This is a genomic window from Pseudomonas quebecensis (assembly GCF_026410085.1).
Lineage (GTDB): Bacteria > Pseudomonadota > Gammaproteobacteria > Pseudomonadales > Pseudomonadaceae > Aquipseudomonas > Aquipseudomonas quebecensis.
Genome location: NZ_CP112866.1, coordinates 1978260 through 1994241 on the forward strand (window position 1 = coordinate 1978260; position 15982 = coordinate 1994241).

A 15982-nucleotide genomic window follows, 5' to 3' on the forward strand; every position below is an offset into this window, starting at 1 on the left:
GGCGTTGAATGCCTCTTCGGCGGCGGATTCGCTTGCACCATTGTCAATAGAGTGGGCGATAAGGAACTTTGGGTCTAAATACAGATGTTGGCAATTTGATGTGTAAACCAGTGCTCAAATTTTCCACTGCCCTGAGTGCTTTACCAACACCCCTCGCATCGCATTCACGTTTTCAGCCAGCTGTATGGTCAACAATCGATACCCATCCAGCATGGTATAAATAGGTGTTTTTCCAAATTCAGCTTCGCCTGCAGGCAATAGGTTCGACCTCTCCAACCGCTCCGTCACCCCCGACCTCAACGCCCGCGCCATCCCCACCAACTGCACCCGAATCTGCCGATGCTCGGCCTTCAGCATCACCTGCATCCGCGCCATCGCCTGTTCATCGCGAGGGTCCGGGCGGGTATTGCCAAGGATCTCCAGCGTGCTGATACACAGGCGCAAGTGCCGTTGGATCGCGTCCAGCTCAGTCATGGAAATGCGCACTTCCTTGGACACCGACGGCATCAGCGAGCGCAATTGCAGCATCGCCGCGTTCAGGCGGTTGAGCAGTTTGAGGTGTTCGTCGTCGGTGACCGACTGGCCGTTGATGATCCGGCTGTAGATCTGCGCGCAGTCGCGCAACGCACCGGCCAGGTTGTAGCGCCACGAGTAGACGGCGTACAGCGGCAGGGCAAACGAGAACGCCAGGGCCAGCCCGATGCCGATAAGGATATCCACCGTGCGCCACAAGCCATCCGAGATCGGGTTGTCGCCGTGGCCGGCGACGATAAACACCGTGATCGCCGACAGCAGCGCGATGTAACCGCCCTTGCCGATGGCGTGATAGGAAAAGAACCCGCACACCATCGACATCAACAGATAGGTCAGCAGCGGCAGGCCGAAGTAGGCCTGTTGCACCACGAGCAGCAGGCCGACGCTGGCGCCGATCAACGTGCCGTAGGCGCGCTCCATGGCTTTCTTGCCGATATTGCCGTGGTGCTGCAAACCGCCGATGACGATCAGCATGGTCACCGACGCCCACTCTCCGTGGGGCAGGTTGAGGCCGGTGGTCAGCAGGATCGTCGCCAGCAGCCCGATGGACACGCGCACGGCGTGGATCAGCTTGGCATGGCGATAGCGGCGGTAGGGGTCGAGCAACGGGCGCAACAGGCGCCGGGCAACCATAGGCAGATTCATTGATAACAACGGGGCCTCAATTCTGGAGATGTACACAATTCGAATGTGGGAGGGGGCTTGCCCCCGATGACCATGGGTATCTACACAACTTTCAGATCCAGACAAATCCCCTGTGGCGAGCGGGCTTGCCCCGCGTTGGGCTGCGAAGCAGCCCCAGTAAAGAAGAATGTGGTGTATCAGACACTCTGTAGAGGCTGGTTTTGGGGCTGCTGCGCAGCCCAACGCGGGACAAGCCCGCTCGCCACAACAGCCCTATCTGCCGGGAATTCAGCGTTGAGCCAACGTTGTGTAGATACCTATGCCTCGATAACTGTGGATCAGTAAAGAATCGGTTAGCTGACACATCGCTATCGAGGCCAGGCCCTCTCCCACATGGTTTGACCGAGGTGAACCTAGAAGATGTAGTCAGTGGTCAGGAAGCTTGAATCGCGGTTGCGCAGGATCTCGCTGACCAGTGCCTTGTTGCTGTCCTGGAACTTGGTCGCCACCAGGGTGCGGATCGAGAACACGCGTAACGCATCATGTACCGACAGCGTGCCTTCGGCCGAGTTCTTGCGCCCGTTGAACGGGAAGGTGTCCGGCCCACGCTGGCATTGGGCGTTGATATTGATGCGCCCAACCTGGTTGGCAAAGGTGTCCACCAGGCGCCCGATGGCTTCGGCGTTGTTGCCGAACAGGCTCAGTTGCTGGCCGAAGTCCGACTCCAGCACGTAGTCGATCACGGTCTCCAGGTCGCGGTAGGGCACGATCGGTACCACCGGACCGAACTGCTCCTCGTGGTACACACGCATTTGCGGGTTTACCGGGTACAGCACCGCCGGGTAGAAGAACGAACCGCGACTGGCACCGCCATTGGCATTCACCACCTGGGCGCCGTGTTGCGCCGCGTCGGCCACCAGGCCGTTGAGGTAATCCACCTTGCCGACTTCCGGTAACGGCGTCAGGGACACGCCGTCTTCCCATGGCATGCCGGGCTTGAGCGTCGCCAGTCTGGCGTTGAATTTCTCGATAAACGCGTCGACCACGTCTGCATGCACGAACAGAATTTTCAGCGCGGTGCAGCGCTGGCCGTTGAATGAAAGCGAGCCAGTGAGCGCTTCGCTGACGGCATTGTCCAAGTCCACCTCCGGCAGCACGATGCCGGGGTTTTTTGCGTCCAGGCCGAGGGCGGCTCGCAGGCGGTGCGGCTTGGGGTGGAGTTTTTTCAGGTCGCTGGCGGCCTTGTTGGTGCCGATAAACGCAAAGATATCGATCTTGCCGCTGGCCATCAGCGCGCTGACGGTTTCGCGGCCGCTGCCATAGATCACGTTGATCACCCCAGCCGGGAAGCTGTCGCGGAACGCCTCCAGCAATGGGCGAATCAGCAGCACACCGAGCTTGGCCGGCTTGAACACTACGGTGTTGCCCATGATCAGCGCCGGGATCAGCGTGGTGAACGTTTCGTTGAGCGGGTAGTTGTAGGGGCCCATGCACAGCGCCACGCCCAGGGGCACGCGGCGGATCTGCCCGAGAGTGTCCTGTTCCAACTCGAAGCGGCTGCTGCGGCGGTCCAGTTCCTTGAGGGCATTGATGGTGTCGGTGATGTAGTCGCAGGTGCGGTCGAATTCTTTCTGCGAGTCCTTGAGGTTCTTGCCGATCTCCCACATCAGCAGCTTGACCACCGCATCACGCTGTTCGCGCATGCGCCGCAAAAACGCTTCGACGTGGCGGATGCGGTCGACCACGCGCATCGTCGGCCATTCGCCCTGGCCACGATCATAGGCGCGCACGGCGGCATCAAGGGCGGTGAGGGCGGTGTCGGCGTCCAACAGCGGCGTGCTGCCGATCACCACGCGCTGATCACCCAACTGCACCGGGCTGTGGACCTGGGCCAATGGGCCGTCCCACACCTGCAACTGGCCGTCCACCAGGTAATCACGCTGTTCGATGGGCGCCGCCAGGCGGTATTGCTCGGGGATTTGGGCGGTGGAAGTGGGAAACAGCTGGGCGAGCAGGTGCTGAGTGGTCATAGCGCTATCCCTGTAATGGTTAAAAAACTTGAATGGTGCTTGACTAGAGAGTCACCCAACCAAGGGCTCTATGGCAAGGCTTGTGCGCTTTGCAGTACGCAGCGCCACGGGTGCCGGGTAAACTGCGCGCCTTTCTTGAAGGAGTTCACATGAGTCAGTACCAGCCGGGCATTCTTGCCGCACCGGTGCCGTTGCAGGCACGCCATCTGTTTTTTGCCGTGGATTCCCTGGCCGCTGTGCCCGTCGCGCTGGACGCCCTGGTGCGGTTGACCGATGCGGCGGCGGTGGTCGGCCTCGGCGAGCCGCTGGTGACTGCACTGGGCGCGACGATTGACGGTCTGCGGCCGTTTGCACCGATCAGCGGGCCGGGGGCACATAACCCGTCGACCCAGCAGGCGTTGTGGGTATGGCTGCATGGTGTGGATCGTGGCGAACTGCTGTTGCGCGCTCGCGCATTCGAAAAGGCCCTGGCCCCCGCGTTTCGCCTGGTGCAGTCGCTTGAAGGTTTCCGCTACAAGACAGGCTTCGACCTCACCGATTACGAAGACGGCACCGAAAACCCTCACGATGAGGCTGCGGTCGACGCTGCGATGAGCGCCAGTGGCGCAAGCTTCGCCGCCCTTCAGCAGTGGCGGCACGACCTCGACGGTTTCGCCGCGCTGCCGGCCCAGGAGCGCGACCATATTATCGGCCGTCGCCATGGCGATAACGAAGAGTTGGAAGACGCGCCTGAGTCCGCCCACACCAAGCGCACCGCTCAGGAGAGTTTCACTCCCGAAGCCTTCGTGGTGCGCCGCTCCATGCCCTGGGCCGAGAATGGCCAGGCCGGGTTGATGTTTCTCGCCTTCGGCCACTCCTTTGATGCATTCGAAGCGCAGCTGCGCCGCATGAGCGGTCTGGAAGACGGGATTGTCGACGGCCTGTACCGCATCAGCACGCCGTTGACCGGGGGCTATTACTGGTGCCCGCCGATACTCGATGGCCATCTGGACCTGAGCGCACTCGCCGGCTGAACCGGCTGCGGGGTGGATCAGCCGATCAGCTCAACCTCGCCACTGTGCAGGCGGTATACGCCGCCGACAATTTGCAACGTGCCTTTGGCCAGGGCATCGCTCAGCAGGCTTGATTCGGCCTTGAGCCGTGCCACCGTGTCCTGGACGTTTTGTGCGATGGCGTTATCCAGGGTGTCGCCCGGCGCCTTGAGCACTTTGGTGACGGACGGTTTGAGTGCGTCGGCCAGGCCCTGGATTTTGCCGGGGAAGCGCGCGCTGTCCTTGACGGCCTTGACCCCGGCCGCCACGGCGCCGCAGCGGTCGTGCCCCAGCACCATGATCAGCGGTGTACCCAGCACTGCCACGGCGTATTCGAGACTGGCCAGCCCGTCCTCGGTGACGAAATTGCCCGCCACCCGCACCGCAAAGAGGTCGCCGCGGCCGGTATCGAAGGCGTATTCCGGCGCGATCCGCGAATCGGCGCAGCTGAGCACCGCGACGAAGGGGTTCTGACCGCCCACCAGAGCCTCGCGTTCATGCGTGAAATCATGGCGCTTGGTAACCCCATCGACGTAACGCTGGTTGCCTTCCATCAAGCGTTTCAATGCCTGTTGTGGGTTGAGATCGTTGGCGACTTTAGGCGCAGGCGCCGCGTGCACCAGGCTGGCAGGCAAGGCACCGGCCAGCATGATCGCTCCCGCGCCGACGCCGGTGAGGCGCAGAAAGTTGCGGCGGCCGTTGTTTAAAGGGGCATCAGCAGGGTGTTGAGCGTTGCACATGGATGGGCTCTCGCAGTAGGGATGAAGGAAAGCGCAAAGGGTGCAGAGAACGCAGCATCATGGATGTAGGAAGTTTCTGGGGGTATGGTCAGCGGCTCACGGTGATCGTCCTCTGCAAAAGGGCTGACCGGACATTGTAAAAAACCGTGGAGGAACGCTACCTTGACCGCCTGAAGATTTCGGGATGTTTCAGATTTATGTCCAGCCAGGCCCAACGCTCTGCCGACTCCACCTCACGGCGCGCCGCGCTGACTCTCGCCCTGTGCCTGCCCAGCGATGTCCTGCTCTACCTGTTGCTGCCCATGCAATCCCAGGCCTTTGGCATCACCCTGGCCCAGGCCGGGGTGTTGCTGGCGGCCAATCGCCTGGTGCGGATCTTCGGCTACCGGCATGTACTGAATTTTTACGCACGCCACGGTGATCGTCTGACCTGCATGATCGCCGCCGGCGCGGCCGCCCTGTGCGCCGTCGGCAATTCGCTGCTGTCCGGGTTTGCCGCCTTGCTGGGGTTGCGGCTGGTGTGGGGGCTGTGTTTCGCCGCGCTGAACCTGTCGACCCAAGTGCTGGCGACCGCCGAGCCGGCGGGTGCCGCACGACGCGCGGGGCGTTCGCGGGCGTTGGTCGCCTTGGGACCGATGCTCGCGCTGCCGTTTGGCGGCTGGCTCACAGTATGGGCCGGGCCGCGTCCGATCTTTATGCTCCTGGCCGGCTGTTGCCTGGTTGGGGTGTGGATGGCGCGCGGCTTACCCAGCGCCGGCCACGCCTTGCAAAACAGTGGCGTACGTCGCTTCAGATGGCCCGACAGTGTGGCCCTGTGGTCGTTTATTGAGGGCGTGGCGCTGGATGGGCTGTTTATCTTTGGCCTGTCGATTCAAGCGCAGAAGAGTATGGGCGGTGACGCGGTGCTGATCGCCGGCGGCCTGATGGCGTTGCGGTATGTGTCGGAGCTGCTTTTGAGCCCCTTGGGCGGGCAGGCGGCGCAACGCTTCGGCGCGACGTCGATGTTGCTGCTGTTTTCGTTCTTGAGTGCCCTGGCGTTGAGCGCGTTCGGCAGCCATTGGGTGATTGTCGGGGCGGCGGCGGTGTTGGTATTGCGCGCCTTGCAACTGCCCTTGGTAACCACCCTGGTGGCCGAGCGCAATCCCGGTGCGATGCGTGTATCGGCGCTGGCATCCAATGCGGTGTGGCGCGACATCGGCGCAGGCCTCGGACCGCTGCTGGCGGGGCTGTTGCTGCCGGTGGCGTCAGCACCGCTGGTGTTCGGCCTGGCCGGCGCGGCCATCGCCGTGAGTGCACTGTTTTGCTGGCGCGCACGCCCCACGGTGGTGTGACTCAGGCGCTCTTGATGCGGTCGAGCCAGGCGGGGTCCAGGCGGGTCTGGTCGGTGTCCAACCCCAGCGCCTGCATCTTGCCGGCGTGGGCCTGCATCTCACCGACCAACTGTGCCTGGGCGCTGGAGTTGGCATCCAGTGCGTGCATCTGGGTCAGCCCCAGATGATAGAAGCGCAATAGCTTCATGGCCGTCGGATCGTTGGCCTGCACCCGCTCGGTAACGTTGTGCATCACATTGGTCACTCTCATCAGGCTGCGCTTGAGCTGCCAGCCATACACCGCCGGCGCCAGCCACGCCTGGCTCCAGAACGGGCCGCGCACCAGCGCCACGGTGATCAGCACACCCGCGAATACACCACCGACATTGAAACGAAAATTGTCCCCGCCAGGTTCGCCGAACAGCATCACCGCCAGGCTCGACAGCAGCATGGCCAGGGCCAGGAACAGTAAGGCCACGATCAGCGTGCTGCGGCGGGTCTGTCGACGGTAGGTGGCAGGATCGCAGGGTTTGAGCTCGAACATCCGGGGTAGGTCTCCAGAGGGTGGCGGTGCGGCATCATCGCACGCCTGGGCAAACAAGTTGAACGTTGGTGCGCAGGGCTTTCTCTAAATCGATGCAGGCCACCAACCTTTGCGAGGTGAACCACCATGCCCGAATACAAACAGCCGCCGCCCGGCACGCCGGACCCCAACCGTACCCCCGGAGAAGAAGAGCGCGACAACGACGCCCTGCGTCCCAATGACCCGGCGGATCGTCCGGACACCGACGACGATGTGGAGCAGGCCGAGCAAGACCTGGAACACCTTCACGATAAAGCCCGTCCGCTCTAGAGGAGACACCCATGAACGCTCCAGACAAAGGCCCACGCTCCAGCGAGCATGCCAGTGGCAAGGATGAGCTGGGTTTCGACCCGGACTCGCCGGATGTCGCTGACCCGCAGGTCGACCCCATCGGCCCGGCCATCGCGCCGTTGGACAGGGACAAGAAGGATCAACCGGAAAAAAAGCCGCCCTACGATCCGTTGGGCGACTTGAAGAAGTAAGGCAGGCCCCGCTCGATTGAGCGGGGCTTTTTCGTTAAGGGGATGGGGTTATTTAGGTGGCATCCAGGTGACATCGGTGATGCCGTATTTCTCCGCCCACGGACGGGTGGTTTTCTTTACTTGCTCATGGCCCACGCGGCCTATGCGACTCACGTGGGCAATGTCGGCGTCGACCGCCGCCCAATGCCAGGCCTCGGCGTTATTCATCACTTCGGCGCGTACTACAAAGGACTTCGGTTGACCGTGCAGCTGATAATTAATGGTGTAGATTTTTGCGGTACTCATGGTGCCTCCCTGACTTGTTATAAATGGATAGGAAGGCGTTTAAAAAGGTTCATTCAAAATGACAGTCTGCACGCGAGCGCGGCATAGTGACGCCTTTGCCCGTGCCCAAGGACCGTGCCATGCCTCGACTCAACCATTGCCAACGCTACCTGCAACGCCTGGGCTACGACACGCCGCCGCCGCCCACTCTGCAAACCCTGCAGGACCTGCAATTGCGTCATGTCAGCACTTTCGCCTTCGAAAGCCTGTCGACCCTGCTGCACCAGCCGGTGCCGATCGATCTGCCGAGCGTCGAGCATAAAGTGCTGTTCGAAGGGCGAGGCGGCTACTGCTACGAATTGAACCAGATGTTTCTGATACTGCTGCAGGAACTGGGCTTCGACGCGCGCGGCATCACGGGGCGAGTGGTTATGGGCGGCCCACCGGACGCGCGTACGGCGCGTACCCATCGCCTGAGCCTGGTGACCCTGGACGGGGCGCGCTACATCACCGACGTGGGCTTTGGTGGCATGGTGCCCAGCAGTCCCTTACTGCTTGATAGTCAAGCGGCGCAGGCCACGGCCCATGAGCCCTACCGTGTGACTTTCGATGCACGGGAGGGCAGCTACACGCTGTGGGCCGAGGTGGCCGGGGAATGGCGCGGCTTGTATGTGTTCGACCTGCAAGTGCAGGCCGACATCGACTATGAAATCGGCAACTGGTATGTCTCGACTCACCCTGGCTCGCCATTTCTGGGACAACTCAAAGTCGCGCGGCTGGCCGTGGGGGAGCGCCACACGTTGAATAACGCGCACTACGCGATTCACTACCTCGACCGGCCCAGCGCCAAGCGTACGGTGCACCACACTGATGAACTGCTGGCGTTGCTGCGTGACACCTTCGGCATTCAGGTGCCGACGCATCCGCACTTGAAGGACGCACTGGACGGCTTGATCCGGGCGAGCCGCCAAGAGCCTTGATCTAGAGCATTCGCTGAACCGTTTTACCTCCAAAATCAGGTGATTTTTTTCGAACCTTTTGCACGTGCGAAGGTTCGAAGCGATTCCTGAATAATTTGTCCACCTGACAAGGAGAGGTAAAACGATGTCCAAACTATTCGGAACATTCCTCAAGAACGCTTCGTTGTTCGCCCTGGCCACCGCGCCGGCGTTGGCGTTCGCAGCACCGTCCACCGACCCGATTTCCATCTTCGGGCTGCAGGGCAGCTACAACGATTTCAAACTCGAAGGCGGCAGCCAGAGCGACAAGGAGCACATGCCTGAAGCAGGCCTGTTCTACACCTTCGGCAACAAGCTCACCGCTGAGTCCGGTTTTATTTACCAAGCCGGCATCGAAGCCAAGTACGGTGAGAAGAGCGACAACAAACTCAAGGAAGGCCAAGCCGATCTCGACCTGGGCTGGCGTGCCGCGCTGGATGCGCGCAACTTTGTCGATGTGATCGTGGGCGGTGGTTACAGCTGGACCCGCTACGAGCCAGAGTCCAACGGTTATGACCTTGAGCTGACCACCAAATCGCCATTTGCCAAGGCGGCACTGGGTTACAACCACCAGTTCGATGACATGACCCTGCGGGTTGAAGCCGGTGCGCGTCACACCCTCGACGGCCGCGTCAAAGTTAAGGTTGACGGCCTGGGCAGCGATTCCGTGGACCTTAAAGACCGCACCAACCCGTACGCGGAAGTCAGCCTGCTGATGAATCAGAAAGGCAACCTGCCTGTGATGGCGGGCCTGTACTACACCCGCACCGAATACAAACTGGATGAAGACTCCCCCGTGGCCGACAACACCAAACTCAAGCGTGACGAGTATGGGTTCAAGGTCGGTATCGCGTTCTAACCCGTTTGTAGTGAGCTGGCTGATTGGATAAGAGGGGCTTTTGTGGTGACTGAGCTTTTGTGGTGTATCGGCTTTTATGCTGAACAGGCTTTTGTGGTGAGCGGGCTTGCCCCGCGCCGGGCTGCGCAGCAGCCCCACCAAAGGCATTGCTAAACCCGGCTTGGCACTGCGCTGAAAACCTCCAACCCAATCCCCTCAATGCAAAAACGGCGCCCGAAAGGCGCCGTTTTTGTTTACTCACGTCCCGCTAAGCGATCAAACACCCAGCACCGCGTGCTGCACCAGGGTGAGCAACGGCTGTGGGTAGACGCCGAGGAAAAAGGCGAGCAGGGCGATAGCCAGCAGCATCACGCCGCCGGCTTTCTGTTCCCAGTGCAGCTCGGCATCCACACGCCGCAGGTTCGGCTCGATCAGGTACAGGGTGACCATCACGCGCAGGTAGTAGAACACGCCGATGGCGCTGCCCAGTACCAGCGATGCAACCAGCCACCACTCATGCGCTTCAACACCGGTAGCGACGATGTAGAACTTGCCGATAAAGCCTGCGGTCAGCGGGATACCGGCCAGGGACAGCATCATCACGGTCAGCACAGCGGTCAGGTACGGACGGCGCCAGAACAAGCCGCGGTATTCGTACAGGGCGTCGGCATCACGGCCTTTGTAAGGCGAGGACATCAATGTGATCACGCCGAACGCGCCGAGGCTGGTGATCACATAGGTGACCAGATACACGCCGATGGCTTCCACGGCCAGGCCTTTGCTCGCCACCAGGGCGATCAGCAGGTAGCCGAAGTGCGCGATGGACGAATAACCCAGCAGACGCTTGAGGTTGTTCTGGGTCAACGCCAGCAGGTTACCGAACAGGATCGACGCAATCGCGATCACGGTCAGCACGTTGCTCAGCACGCCGGTATTGGCGGCAGGGGAGATCTGGAACAGACGCACCATCACCGCAAACACCGCGACTTTCGACGCCGTGGCCAGGAACGCAGCCACCGGCGCCGGGGCGCCTTCGTACACGTCCGGGGTCCACAGGTGGAACGGCACAAGCGACAGTTTGAACGCCAGGCCAATCAGCATCATGGCCAGGCCCAGCTGGGCGATCGGTGCAGGCAGGTGGGTGGCGGCCAGGGCATGACCGATACCGGTGAAGCTCAGGCTGCCGGCTTCGGCGTAGAGCAGGGCCATACCGAACAACAGGAACGCGGAACCGGCGGCCGACAGCACCATGTACTTGATGCCGGCTTCCAGAGAGCGCTTGTTGAAGAAGGCGTAGGCCACCAGGCCGTAGGTCGGGATCGACAGCAGTTCCAGGCCGATGAACAAGCCGGCCAGGTGCTGCGCGCTGACCAGCACGATACCGCCGGCCGCAGCCAGCAGGATCAGCAGGTACAGCTCTTCGCGGTTGCCCGGGTAGCCGGTGCCGCCTTCGCCGAGGTAGGCGTGGGCGAGGGTGACGCACGCCAGGGTGGCCACCAGGATCAGCGCGATGTACAGCAGTGCGAAGTCATCGATCATCATCAGCGGGGTGACCGCTAACGGCGCGACCTTGAGGGCCGGAATGATCGACAGCAGGGCCAGGTTCAACCCGGCACAGGACAGCAGGAACGTTTGCGAGTGATTGCGGCGCCAGGCGATCGCCAGCATCACCACCACGATGGTGAGGCTGGTGATCAGCAGCGGCGCAAGCGCGATAAAGTGTTGGATCGTGAATTCCATAGCGCTCTTACCGGGCCGAAGCGAGTTGAGAGAAGGCGGTGCCGAACCACTGCTGCACGCCATGCATCGTTGCGGCAGACGTGTCCAGGAACGGTTGCGGGTACACGCCGATATAGATCAGCAATACCGCAAGACCGAGCACCATGATCAGTTCGCGCGCATCCATCCCTTTCAGGACGGTGTCGGACTTGGCCGGGCCGAAGTAAGCGCGGTGGATCATGATCAGCGAGTAGACCGAACCGAATACCAGGCCCGAGGTGGCGATGGCGCTGATCCACGGCGTTTGTACGAACGCGCCCATCAGGATCAGGAACTCGCCGATGAAGTTGCCGGTGCCCGGCAGGCCCAGGGACGCGGCGGCGAAGAACAGGCTGATCGCCGGCAGGTAGGCAATGCGCGACCACACGCCACCCATCTCACGCATGTCTCGGGTGTGCAGGCGCTCGTACAACTGACCACTCAGGATAAACAGTGCGGCGGCCGAGACACCGTGGGCCAACATCTGGATCACGGCGCCTTGCAACGCCAGTTGGCTGCCCGAGTAGATGCCGATCAGTACGAAGCCCATGTGGGAAACGGACGAGAAGGCAATCAGACGCTTGATGTCGGTTTGCGCGAAGGCCAGGAACGCACCGTAGAAAATCCCGATCAGACCGAGGGTCATGGCAATCGGCGCAAACTCGGCCGAAGCATTCGGGAACAGCGGCAGGGCAAAACGCAGCAGACCATACGCAGCGGTCTTCAGCAGGATACCGGCCAGGTCGACGGAACCGGCGGTCGGTGCCTGGGCGTGCGCATCCGGCAGCCAGGAGTGGAACGGCACCACCGGCAGCTTCACCGCAAAGGCGATGAAGAAGCCCAGCATCAGCACGTACTCGGTGGTCAGGGACATCTTGGTCTTCAACAGGTCGGCGTAGTTGAAGGTAATCACGCCGGTGTTGTTGAAGTTGACCAGCACCAGACCCAGGATCGCCACCAACATGATCAGGCCGGAAGCCTGAGTGAAGATGAAGAACTTGGTCGCCGCGTAGATCCGGGTTTTCTTGCCGTCCGAAGAACTGTGGCCCCAGAGCGCGATGAGGAAGTACATCGGCACCAGCATCATTTCCCAGAAGAAGAAGAACATGAACAGGTCGAGGGCGAGGAACACGCCGACCACGCCGCCCAGGATCCACATCAGGTTCAGGTGGAAGAAGCCCACGTGACGCTGGATCTCTTTCCAGGAGCAGAGTACCGAGAGGATACCTAGCAGGCCGGTCAGCAGGATCATCAACAGCGACAGGCCGTCGAGGGCCAGGTGCACGTTGATGCCGAAGCGCTGGATCCACACGTGCTTGAATTCAAGCGCGAACGTCGGATCGACACCCGGTGCCGGAGCAAATGAATAGTCGCCATGGGCCCACAGCCAGAGGCCGAGCGCGAGTTCCAGGGACATGGTCAGCAACGCAATCCAGCGGGGGAGGGTGGCGCCGAAGCGTTCACCCATCCAGCAGAGCAGGCCGCCGATAAAGGGGATCAGGATTAGCCAGGGCAGAATCATGACGGGCTCGTTTCCTTTCGCAAGTTCGCAAAGTTCATATCAGACCGCTACCACTACGATGGCGCCGATCACCAGCACGGCGCCAGCCGCCATGGAAGCCGCATACCAACGCAATTGGCCGGTCTCGCTGCGGCTCAGGGCGGTGTGACCGCCTTTGGCCGCGCGCGGGATCAAACCAATGGTCTGGTCGAGCGGGTCTTTACGCAGTACATGGCTGATGGCCAGGTACGGCTTGACGAACAGTTTGTCGTAGATCCAGTCGAAGCCCCAGGCAGCGAACCACCAGGCCGACAGGAAACGGCCGATGCCACTGTTGGCCACGGCGGTCACGAAGCGGCGCTTGCCGAGGAACAGCAGGGCCGCCAGCAGGATACCGGCAATGGCAATGGCGCCCGAGGCGATTTCCAGGCTGTGCTTGGCGTCGCCGCCGGCATGGCCCACGCTTTCCGGCAATACGCCGGCCAGTGGCGGAGTGATCATGGCGCCGATGAAAGTCGACAGGATGATCAGCACCGACAGTGGCAGCCAATGCGAGATGCCGTGGCCTGCGTGTGCTTCGGTCTTGGCTTCACCGTGGAAGGTGATGAAGATCAGGCGGAAGGTGTACAGCGAGGTCATGAAGGCACCGACCAGGCCTGCGTACAGCAGGTTCTGGTTGCCGCTGGCAAAGGCTTCCCAGAGGATTTCGTCCTTGGAGTAGAAACCGGCGGTCACCAGCGGCAGGGCGGCCAGGGCGGCACCACCGACGATGAAGCTGGCGTAGGCCAGCGGCAGTTTCTTCCACAGGCCGCCCATCTTGAAGATGTTCTGCTCGTGGTGGCAGGCCACGATCACCGCACCGGAAGCGAGGAACAGCAGGGCCTTGAAGAAGGCGTGGGTCATCAGGTGGAAGATCGCCGCGTCCCAGGCGCCGACGCCCAGGGCCAGGAACATGTAGCCGATCTGGCTCATGGTCGAGTAGGCGAGGATGCGCTTGATGTCGGTCTGTACCAGCGCGGCGAAGCCGGCCAGTACCAGGGTCACGCCGCCGACCAGGCCCACCAGGTGCAGGATCTCCGGCGCCAGGGTGAACAGGCCGTGGGTACGGGCGATCAGGTAGACACCGGCGGTTACCATCGTTGCGGCGTGGATCAGTGCCGACACCGGGGTAGGGCCGGCCATCGCGTCCGCCAGCCAGGTCTGCAGTGGCAGTTGCGCGGATTTACCCACGGCGCCGCCCAGCAGCATCAGCGTGGCCAGAGTGATCCAGAAGTCGCCGACCTGGAATTTCTGCGGTGCCAGTACCAGCAGTTCCTGGATGTTCAGCGTGCCCACCTGTTGGAACAGGATGAACAGGCCGATGGCCATGAACACGTCGCCGATACGGGTGACGATAAACGCCTTGAGCGCGGCATTACCGTTGTTGCGGTTGCTGTAGTAGAAACCGATCAACAGGTACGAGCACAGACCCACGCCTTCCCAGCCGAAGTACAAGAACAACAGGTTATCGCCGAGCACCAGGAACAGCATGCTGGCGATAAACAGGTTGGTGTACGAGAAGAAGCGCGAGTAGCCCGCTTCACCGCGCATGTACCAGGACGCGAACAGGTGGATCAGGAAACCCACGCCGACCACTACGCCGAGCATGGTGATCGACAGGCCGTCGATGTAGAGAGCGAAGTTGGGCTTGAAGCCTTCCACCGACATCCACTGCCACAGCACCAGGGTGTAGTGACCGCTTTCCGGCGGCGCCACGTTGAATTGCCAGATGACGTAGGCGGCGACGATCGCCGACAGGCCAATCGAACCCACGCCGATCAGTGCGGACAGGTTTTCCGACCAGCGCCCGCGAGAGAACGACAGCAGCAGGAAACCGATCAGGGGAAACAGGAAAGTCAGAAAGATCATGTTCATCCGCGCATCTCACTGGCAGCGTCGATATCAAGCGTGTGGAAGCGACGGTACAGCTGCAGCAGGATCGCCAGGCCGATACTGGCCTCGGCGGCTGCCAGGCTGATCACCAGGATGAACATGACTTGTCCATCCGGCTGGCCCCAACGTGCACCCGCGACGATGAACGCCAGTGCGGCGGCGTTCATCATGATTTCCAGGCTCATCAACACGAACAAAATGTTACGGCGAACCATCAGGCCGACCAGGCCAAGGCAGAACAGGATGCCGGCGACCGCCAGACCATGCTCCAAAGGGATAGCAGGCATCGTCATTGCTCCTTGGCTTCGTTGCGGCCCAAGTGGAAGGCGGTGACGGCTGCGGCGAGCAGCAGCATCGACGCCAGTTCGACCACCAGCAGGTACGGGCCGAACAGGCTGATGCCGACGGCTTTCGCATCCACGGTGGTGTGGCCGATGGCCTGGCCGCTCTGGTGAGCGAACAGCACATACAGCAGTTCACCCAGCAGCAGCGCCGCGAGGACAACCGGGCCGAGCCAGATGCCGGGCTTGAGCCAGACGCGTTCCTGGGCGACCGAAGCCGGACCCAGGTTGAGCATCATCACCACAAACACGAACAGCACCATGATGGCGCCGGCGTAGGCGATCACTTCCAGCACACCGGCGAACGGTGCGCCGAGGCTGAAGAAGGTCATGGCCACGGCGATCAGCGAAATGATCAGGTAGAGCAGGGCGTGCACGGGGTTGGTGTTGGTGATCACGCGAAGCGTGGACACAACCGCGATACCCGATGCGAAATAGAAAGCGAATTCCATCTTTCTTCCTTAAGGCAGCAAGCTCTTCACGTTGATCGGCTCGGCTTCGTTTTGTGCGGCGCCTTTGGGCTTACCGGCAACGGCCATACCTGCAACACGATAGAAGTTGTAATCAGGGTTTTTACCGGGACCGGAAATCAAAAGATCTTCTTTCTCGTACACCAGGTCCTGACGTTTGAACTCGGCCATCTCGAAATCCGGTGTGAGCTGGATCGCGGTGGTCGGGCAAGCTTCCTCGCAGAGGCCGCAGAAAATGCAGCGCGAGAAGTTGATGCGGAAGAAGTCCGGGTACCAGCGACCGTCTTCGGTTTCAGCTTTCTGCAGGGAGATGCAACCCACCGGGCACGCCACGGCGCACAGGTTGCAGGCTACGCAACGCTCTTCGCCATCGGGGTCGCGGGTCAGTACGATGCGGCCGCGATAGCGCGGCGGCAGGTACACCGCTTCTTCCGGGTATTGCAGGGTGTCGCGTTTGCGAAAGCCGTGGCCGAAAACCATCACCAGGCTTCGCAACTGGGTACCGGTACCCTTAACGATGTCGCCAATATATTTGAACATGGGTCA

17 protein-coding genes are annotated in these 15982 nt (G+C 61.5%); 6 read left to right on the top strand and 11 right to left on the bottom strand.

The genetic code is table 11. The features are described from left to right. Positions 1–114 precede the first annotated feature (114 nt). Together OSC50_RS09290 and OSC50_RS09295 are read right to left on the bottom strand one after the other, a co-directional pair. Positions 115–1179, bottom strand: a complete 1065-nt coding sequence (locus tag OSC50_RS09290) for an FUSC family protein (RefSeq protein ID WP_253508245.1) — start codon at positions 1177–1179, stop codon at positions 115–117. A 392-nt stretch (positions 1180–1571) separates the two neighbouring features. Further along, a complete protein-coding gene (locus tag OSC50_RS09295) occupies positions 1572–3188 on the bottom strand; it encodes an NADP-dependent glyceraldehyde-3-phosphate dehydrogenase (RefSeq protein ID WP_266247741.1) in 1617 nt (538 codons plus the stop codon). A gap of 149 nt (positions 3189–3337) precedes the next feature. Here OSC50_RS09295 and OSC50_RS09300 point away from each other — a divergent pair, with 149 nt between their 5' ends. Next, a complete protein-coding gene (locus OSC50_RS09300; protein WP_181076597.1) occupies positions 3338–4201 on the top strand; it encodes a Dyp-type peroxidase in 864 nt (287 codons plus the stop codon). Between the two features lie 17 nt (positions 4202–4218). On the opposite strand, the gene OSC50_RS09305 is transcribed toward OSC50_RS09300, so the two are convergent. Continuing rightward, a complete protein-coding gene (locus tag OSC50_RS09305) occupies positions 4219–4959 on the bottom strand; it encodes a carbonic anhydrase (protein WP_266247744.1) in 741 nt (246 codons plus the stop codon). Between the two features lie 197 nt (positions 4960–5156). Here OSC50_RS09305 and OSC50_RS09310 point away from each other — a divergent pair, with 197 nt between their 5' ends. Further along, complete coding sequence (locus OSC50_RS09310; RefSeq protein WP_181076600.1) at positions 5157–6290, top strand: MFS transporter; 1134 nt, start codon at positions 5157–5159, stop codon at positions 6288–6290. Position 6291: 1 nt separating this feature from the next. On the opposite strand, the gene OSC50_RS09315 is transcribed toward OSC50_RS09310, so the two are convergent. After that, complete coding sequence (locus OSC50_RS09315) at positions 6292–6813, bottom strand: DUF3087 family protein (protein ID WP_181076601.1); 522 nt, start codon at positions 6811–6813, stop codon at positions 6292–6294. Between the two features lie 126 nt (positions 6814–6939). On the opposite strand from OSC50_RS09315, the gene OSC50_RS09320 reads away from it, so the two are divergent. Further along, complete coding sequence (locus OSC50_RS09320; protein WP_181076603.1) at positions 6940–7122, top strand: hypothetical protein; 183 nt, start codon at positions 6940–6942, stop codon at positions 7120–7122. An 11-nt stretch (positions 7123–7133) separates the two neighbouring features. Further along, a complete protein-coding gene (locus OSC50_RS09325; RefSeq protein ID WP_181076604.1) occupies positions 7134–7334 on the top strand; it encodes a DUF6021 family protein in 201 nt (66 codons plus the stop codon). A 48-nt stretch (positions 7335–7382) separates the two neighbouring features. On the opposite strand, the gene OSC50_RS09330 is transcribed toward OSC50_RS09325, so the two are convergent. Continuing rightward, on the bottom strand, positions 7383–7619 hold the full coding sequence (locus OSC50_RS09330; RefSeq protein ID WP_181076606.1) for a DUF6555 family protein: 237 nt from the start codon (positions 7617–7619) through the stop codon (positions 7383–7385). A 119-nt stretch (positions 7620–7738) separates the two neighbouring features. Between OSC50_RS09330 and OSC50_RS09335 the strand changes: the two genes are divergently transcribed. Then, positions 7739–8578, top strand: coding sequence for an arylamine N-acetyltransferase family protein (locus tag OSC50_RS09335; protein WP_181076607.1), 840 nt, complete (start codon positions 7739–7741; stop codon positions 8576–8578). 124 nt (positions 8579–8702) lie between these two features. Further along, the gene (locus OSC50_RS09340) at positions 8703–9455 is read left to right on the top strand and encodes an outer membrane beta-barrel protein (RefSeq protein ID WP_253508234.1); all 753 of its coding nucleotides are present in this window, start codon (positions 8703–8705) and stop codon (positions 9453–9455) included. A 255-nt stretch (positions 9456–9710) separates the two neighbouring features. Here OSC50_RS09340 and nuoN read toward each other — a convergent pair whose 3' ends face one another. From nuoN to nuoI, 6 genes are read right to left on the bottom strand one after another with little or no spacing between them, the layout of a single operon-like run. Beyond that, the gene (gene nuoN, locus OSC50_RS09345; protein WP_181076610.1) at positions 9711–11174 is read right to left on the bottom strand and encodes an NADH-quinone oxidoreductase subunit NuoN; all 1464 of its coding nucleotides are present in this window, start codon (positions 11172–11174) and stop codon (positions 9711–9713) included. Between the two features lie 7 nt (positions 11175–11181). Continuing rightward, positions 11182–12714, bottom strand: a complete 1533-nt coding sequence (gene nuoM, locus OSC50_RS09350; protein ID WP_034098707.1) for an NADH-quinone oxidoreductase subunit M — start codon at positions 12712–12714, stop codon at positions 11182–11184. Positions 12715–12753: 39 nt separating this feature from the next. Then, on the bottom strand, positions 12754–14607 hold the full coding sequence (gene nuoL / locus OSC50_RS09355) for an NADH-quinone oxidoreductase subunit L (protein ID WP_266247751.1): 1854 nt from the start codon (positions 14605–14607) through the stop codon (positions 12754–12756). Next, positions 14604–14912 carry an NADH-quinone oxidoreductase subunit NuoK gene (nuoK, locus tag OSC50_RS09360; protein ID WP_003174727.1) on the bottom strand — a complete coding sequence of 103 codons (309 nt, stop codon included), beginning with the start codon at positions 14910–14912 and terminating at the stop codon, positions 14604–14606. The genes nuoL and nuoK overlap by 4 nt, the downstream gene beginning before the upstream one ends. Positions 14913–14914: 2 nt before the next feature. After that, the gene (nuoJ, locus tag OSC50_RS09365) at positions 14915–15418 is read right to left on the bottom strand and encodes an NADH-quinone oxidoreductase subunit J (RefSeq protein ID WP_016974048.1); all 504 of its coding nucleotides are present in this window, start codon (positions 15416–15418) and stop codon (positions 14915–14917) included. A 9-nt stretch (positions 15419–15427) separates the two neighbouring features. Beyond that, on the bottom strand, positions 15428–15976 hold the full coding sequence (gene nuoI / locus OSC50_RS09370) for an NADH-quinone oxidoreductase subunit NuoI (protein ID WP_003174725.1): 549 nt from the start codon (positions 15974–15976) through the stop codon (positions 15428–15430). Positions 15977–15982 lie beyond the last annotated feature (6 nt).

Bases quoted from the DNA above. Each gene is read 5' to 3' on its own strand.
- OSC50_RS09290 (WP_253508245.1), bottom strand. From the start codon at position 1,179: ATGAATCTGCCTATGGTTGCCCGGCGCCTGTTGCGCCCGTTGCTCGAC.
- OSC50_RS09295 (WP_266247741.1), bottom strand. From the start codon at position 3,188: ATGACCACTCAGCACCTGCTCGCCCAGCTGTTTCCCACTTCCACCGCC.
- OSC50_RS09300 (WP_181076597.1), top strand. From the start codon at position 3,338: ATGAGTCAGTACCAGCCGGGCATTCTTGCCGCACCGGTGCCGTTGCAG.
- OSC50_RS09305 (WP_266247744.1), bottom strand. From the start codon at position 4,959: ATGTGCAACGCTCAACACCCTGCTGATGCCCCTTTAAACAACGGCCGC.
- OSC50_RS09310 (WP_181076600.1), top strand. From the start codon at position 5,157: ATGTCCAGCCAGGCCCAACGCTCTGCCGACTCCACCTCACGGCGCGCC.
- OSC50_RS09315 (WP_181076601.1), bottom strand. From the start codon at position 6,813: ATGTTCGAGCTCAAACCCTGCGATCCTGCCACCTACCGTCGACAGACC.
- OSC50_RS09320 (WP_181076603.1), top strand. From the start codon at position 6,940: ATGCCCGAATACAAACAGCCGCCGCCCGGCACGCCGGACCCCAACCGT.
- OSC50_RS09325 (WP_181076604.1), top strand. From the start codon at position 7,134: ATGAACGCTCCAGACAAAGGCCCACGCTCCAGCGAGCATGCCAGTGGC.
- OSC50_RS09330 (WP_181076606.1), bottom strand. From the start codon at position 7,619: ATGAGTACCGCAAAAATCTACACCATTAATTATCAGCTGCACGGTCAA.
- OSC50_RS09335 (WP_181076607.1), top strand. From the start codon at position 7,739: ATGCCTCGACTCAACCATTGCCAACGCTACCTGCAACGCCTGGGCTAC.
- OSC50_RS09340 (WP_253508234.1), top strand. From the start codon at position 8,703: ATGTCCAAACTATTCGGAACATTCCTCAAGAACGCTTCGTTGTTCGCC.
- nuoN (WP_181076610.1), bottom strand. From the start codon at position 11,174: ATGGAATTCACGATCCAACACTTTATCGCGCTTGCGCCGCTGCTGATC.
- nuoM (WP_034098707.1), bottom strand. From the start codon at position 12,714: ATGATTCTGCCCTGGCTAATCCTGATCCCCTTTATCGGCGGCCTGCTC.
- nuoL (WP_266247751.1), bottom strand. From the start codon at position 14,607: ATGAACATGATCTTTCTGACTTTCCTGTTTCCCCTGATCGGTTTCCTG.
- nuoK (WP_003174727.1), bottom strand. From the start codon at position 14,912: ATGCCTGCTATCCCTTTGGAGCATGGTCTGGCGGTCGCCGGCATCCTG.
- nuoJ (WP_016974048.1), bottom strand. From the start codon at position 15,418: ATGGAATTCGCTTTCTATTTCGCATCGGGTATCGCGGTTGTGTCCACG.
- nuoI (WP_003174725.1), bottom strand. From the start codon at position 15,976: ATGTTCAAATATATTGGCGACATCGTTAAGGGTACCGGTACCCAGTTG.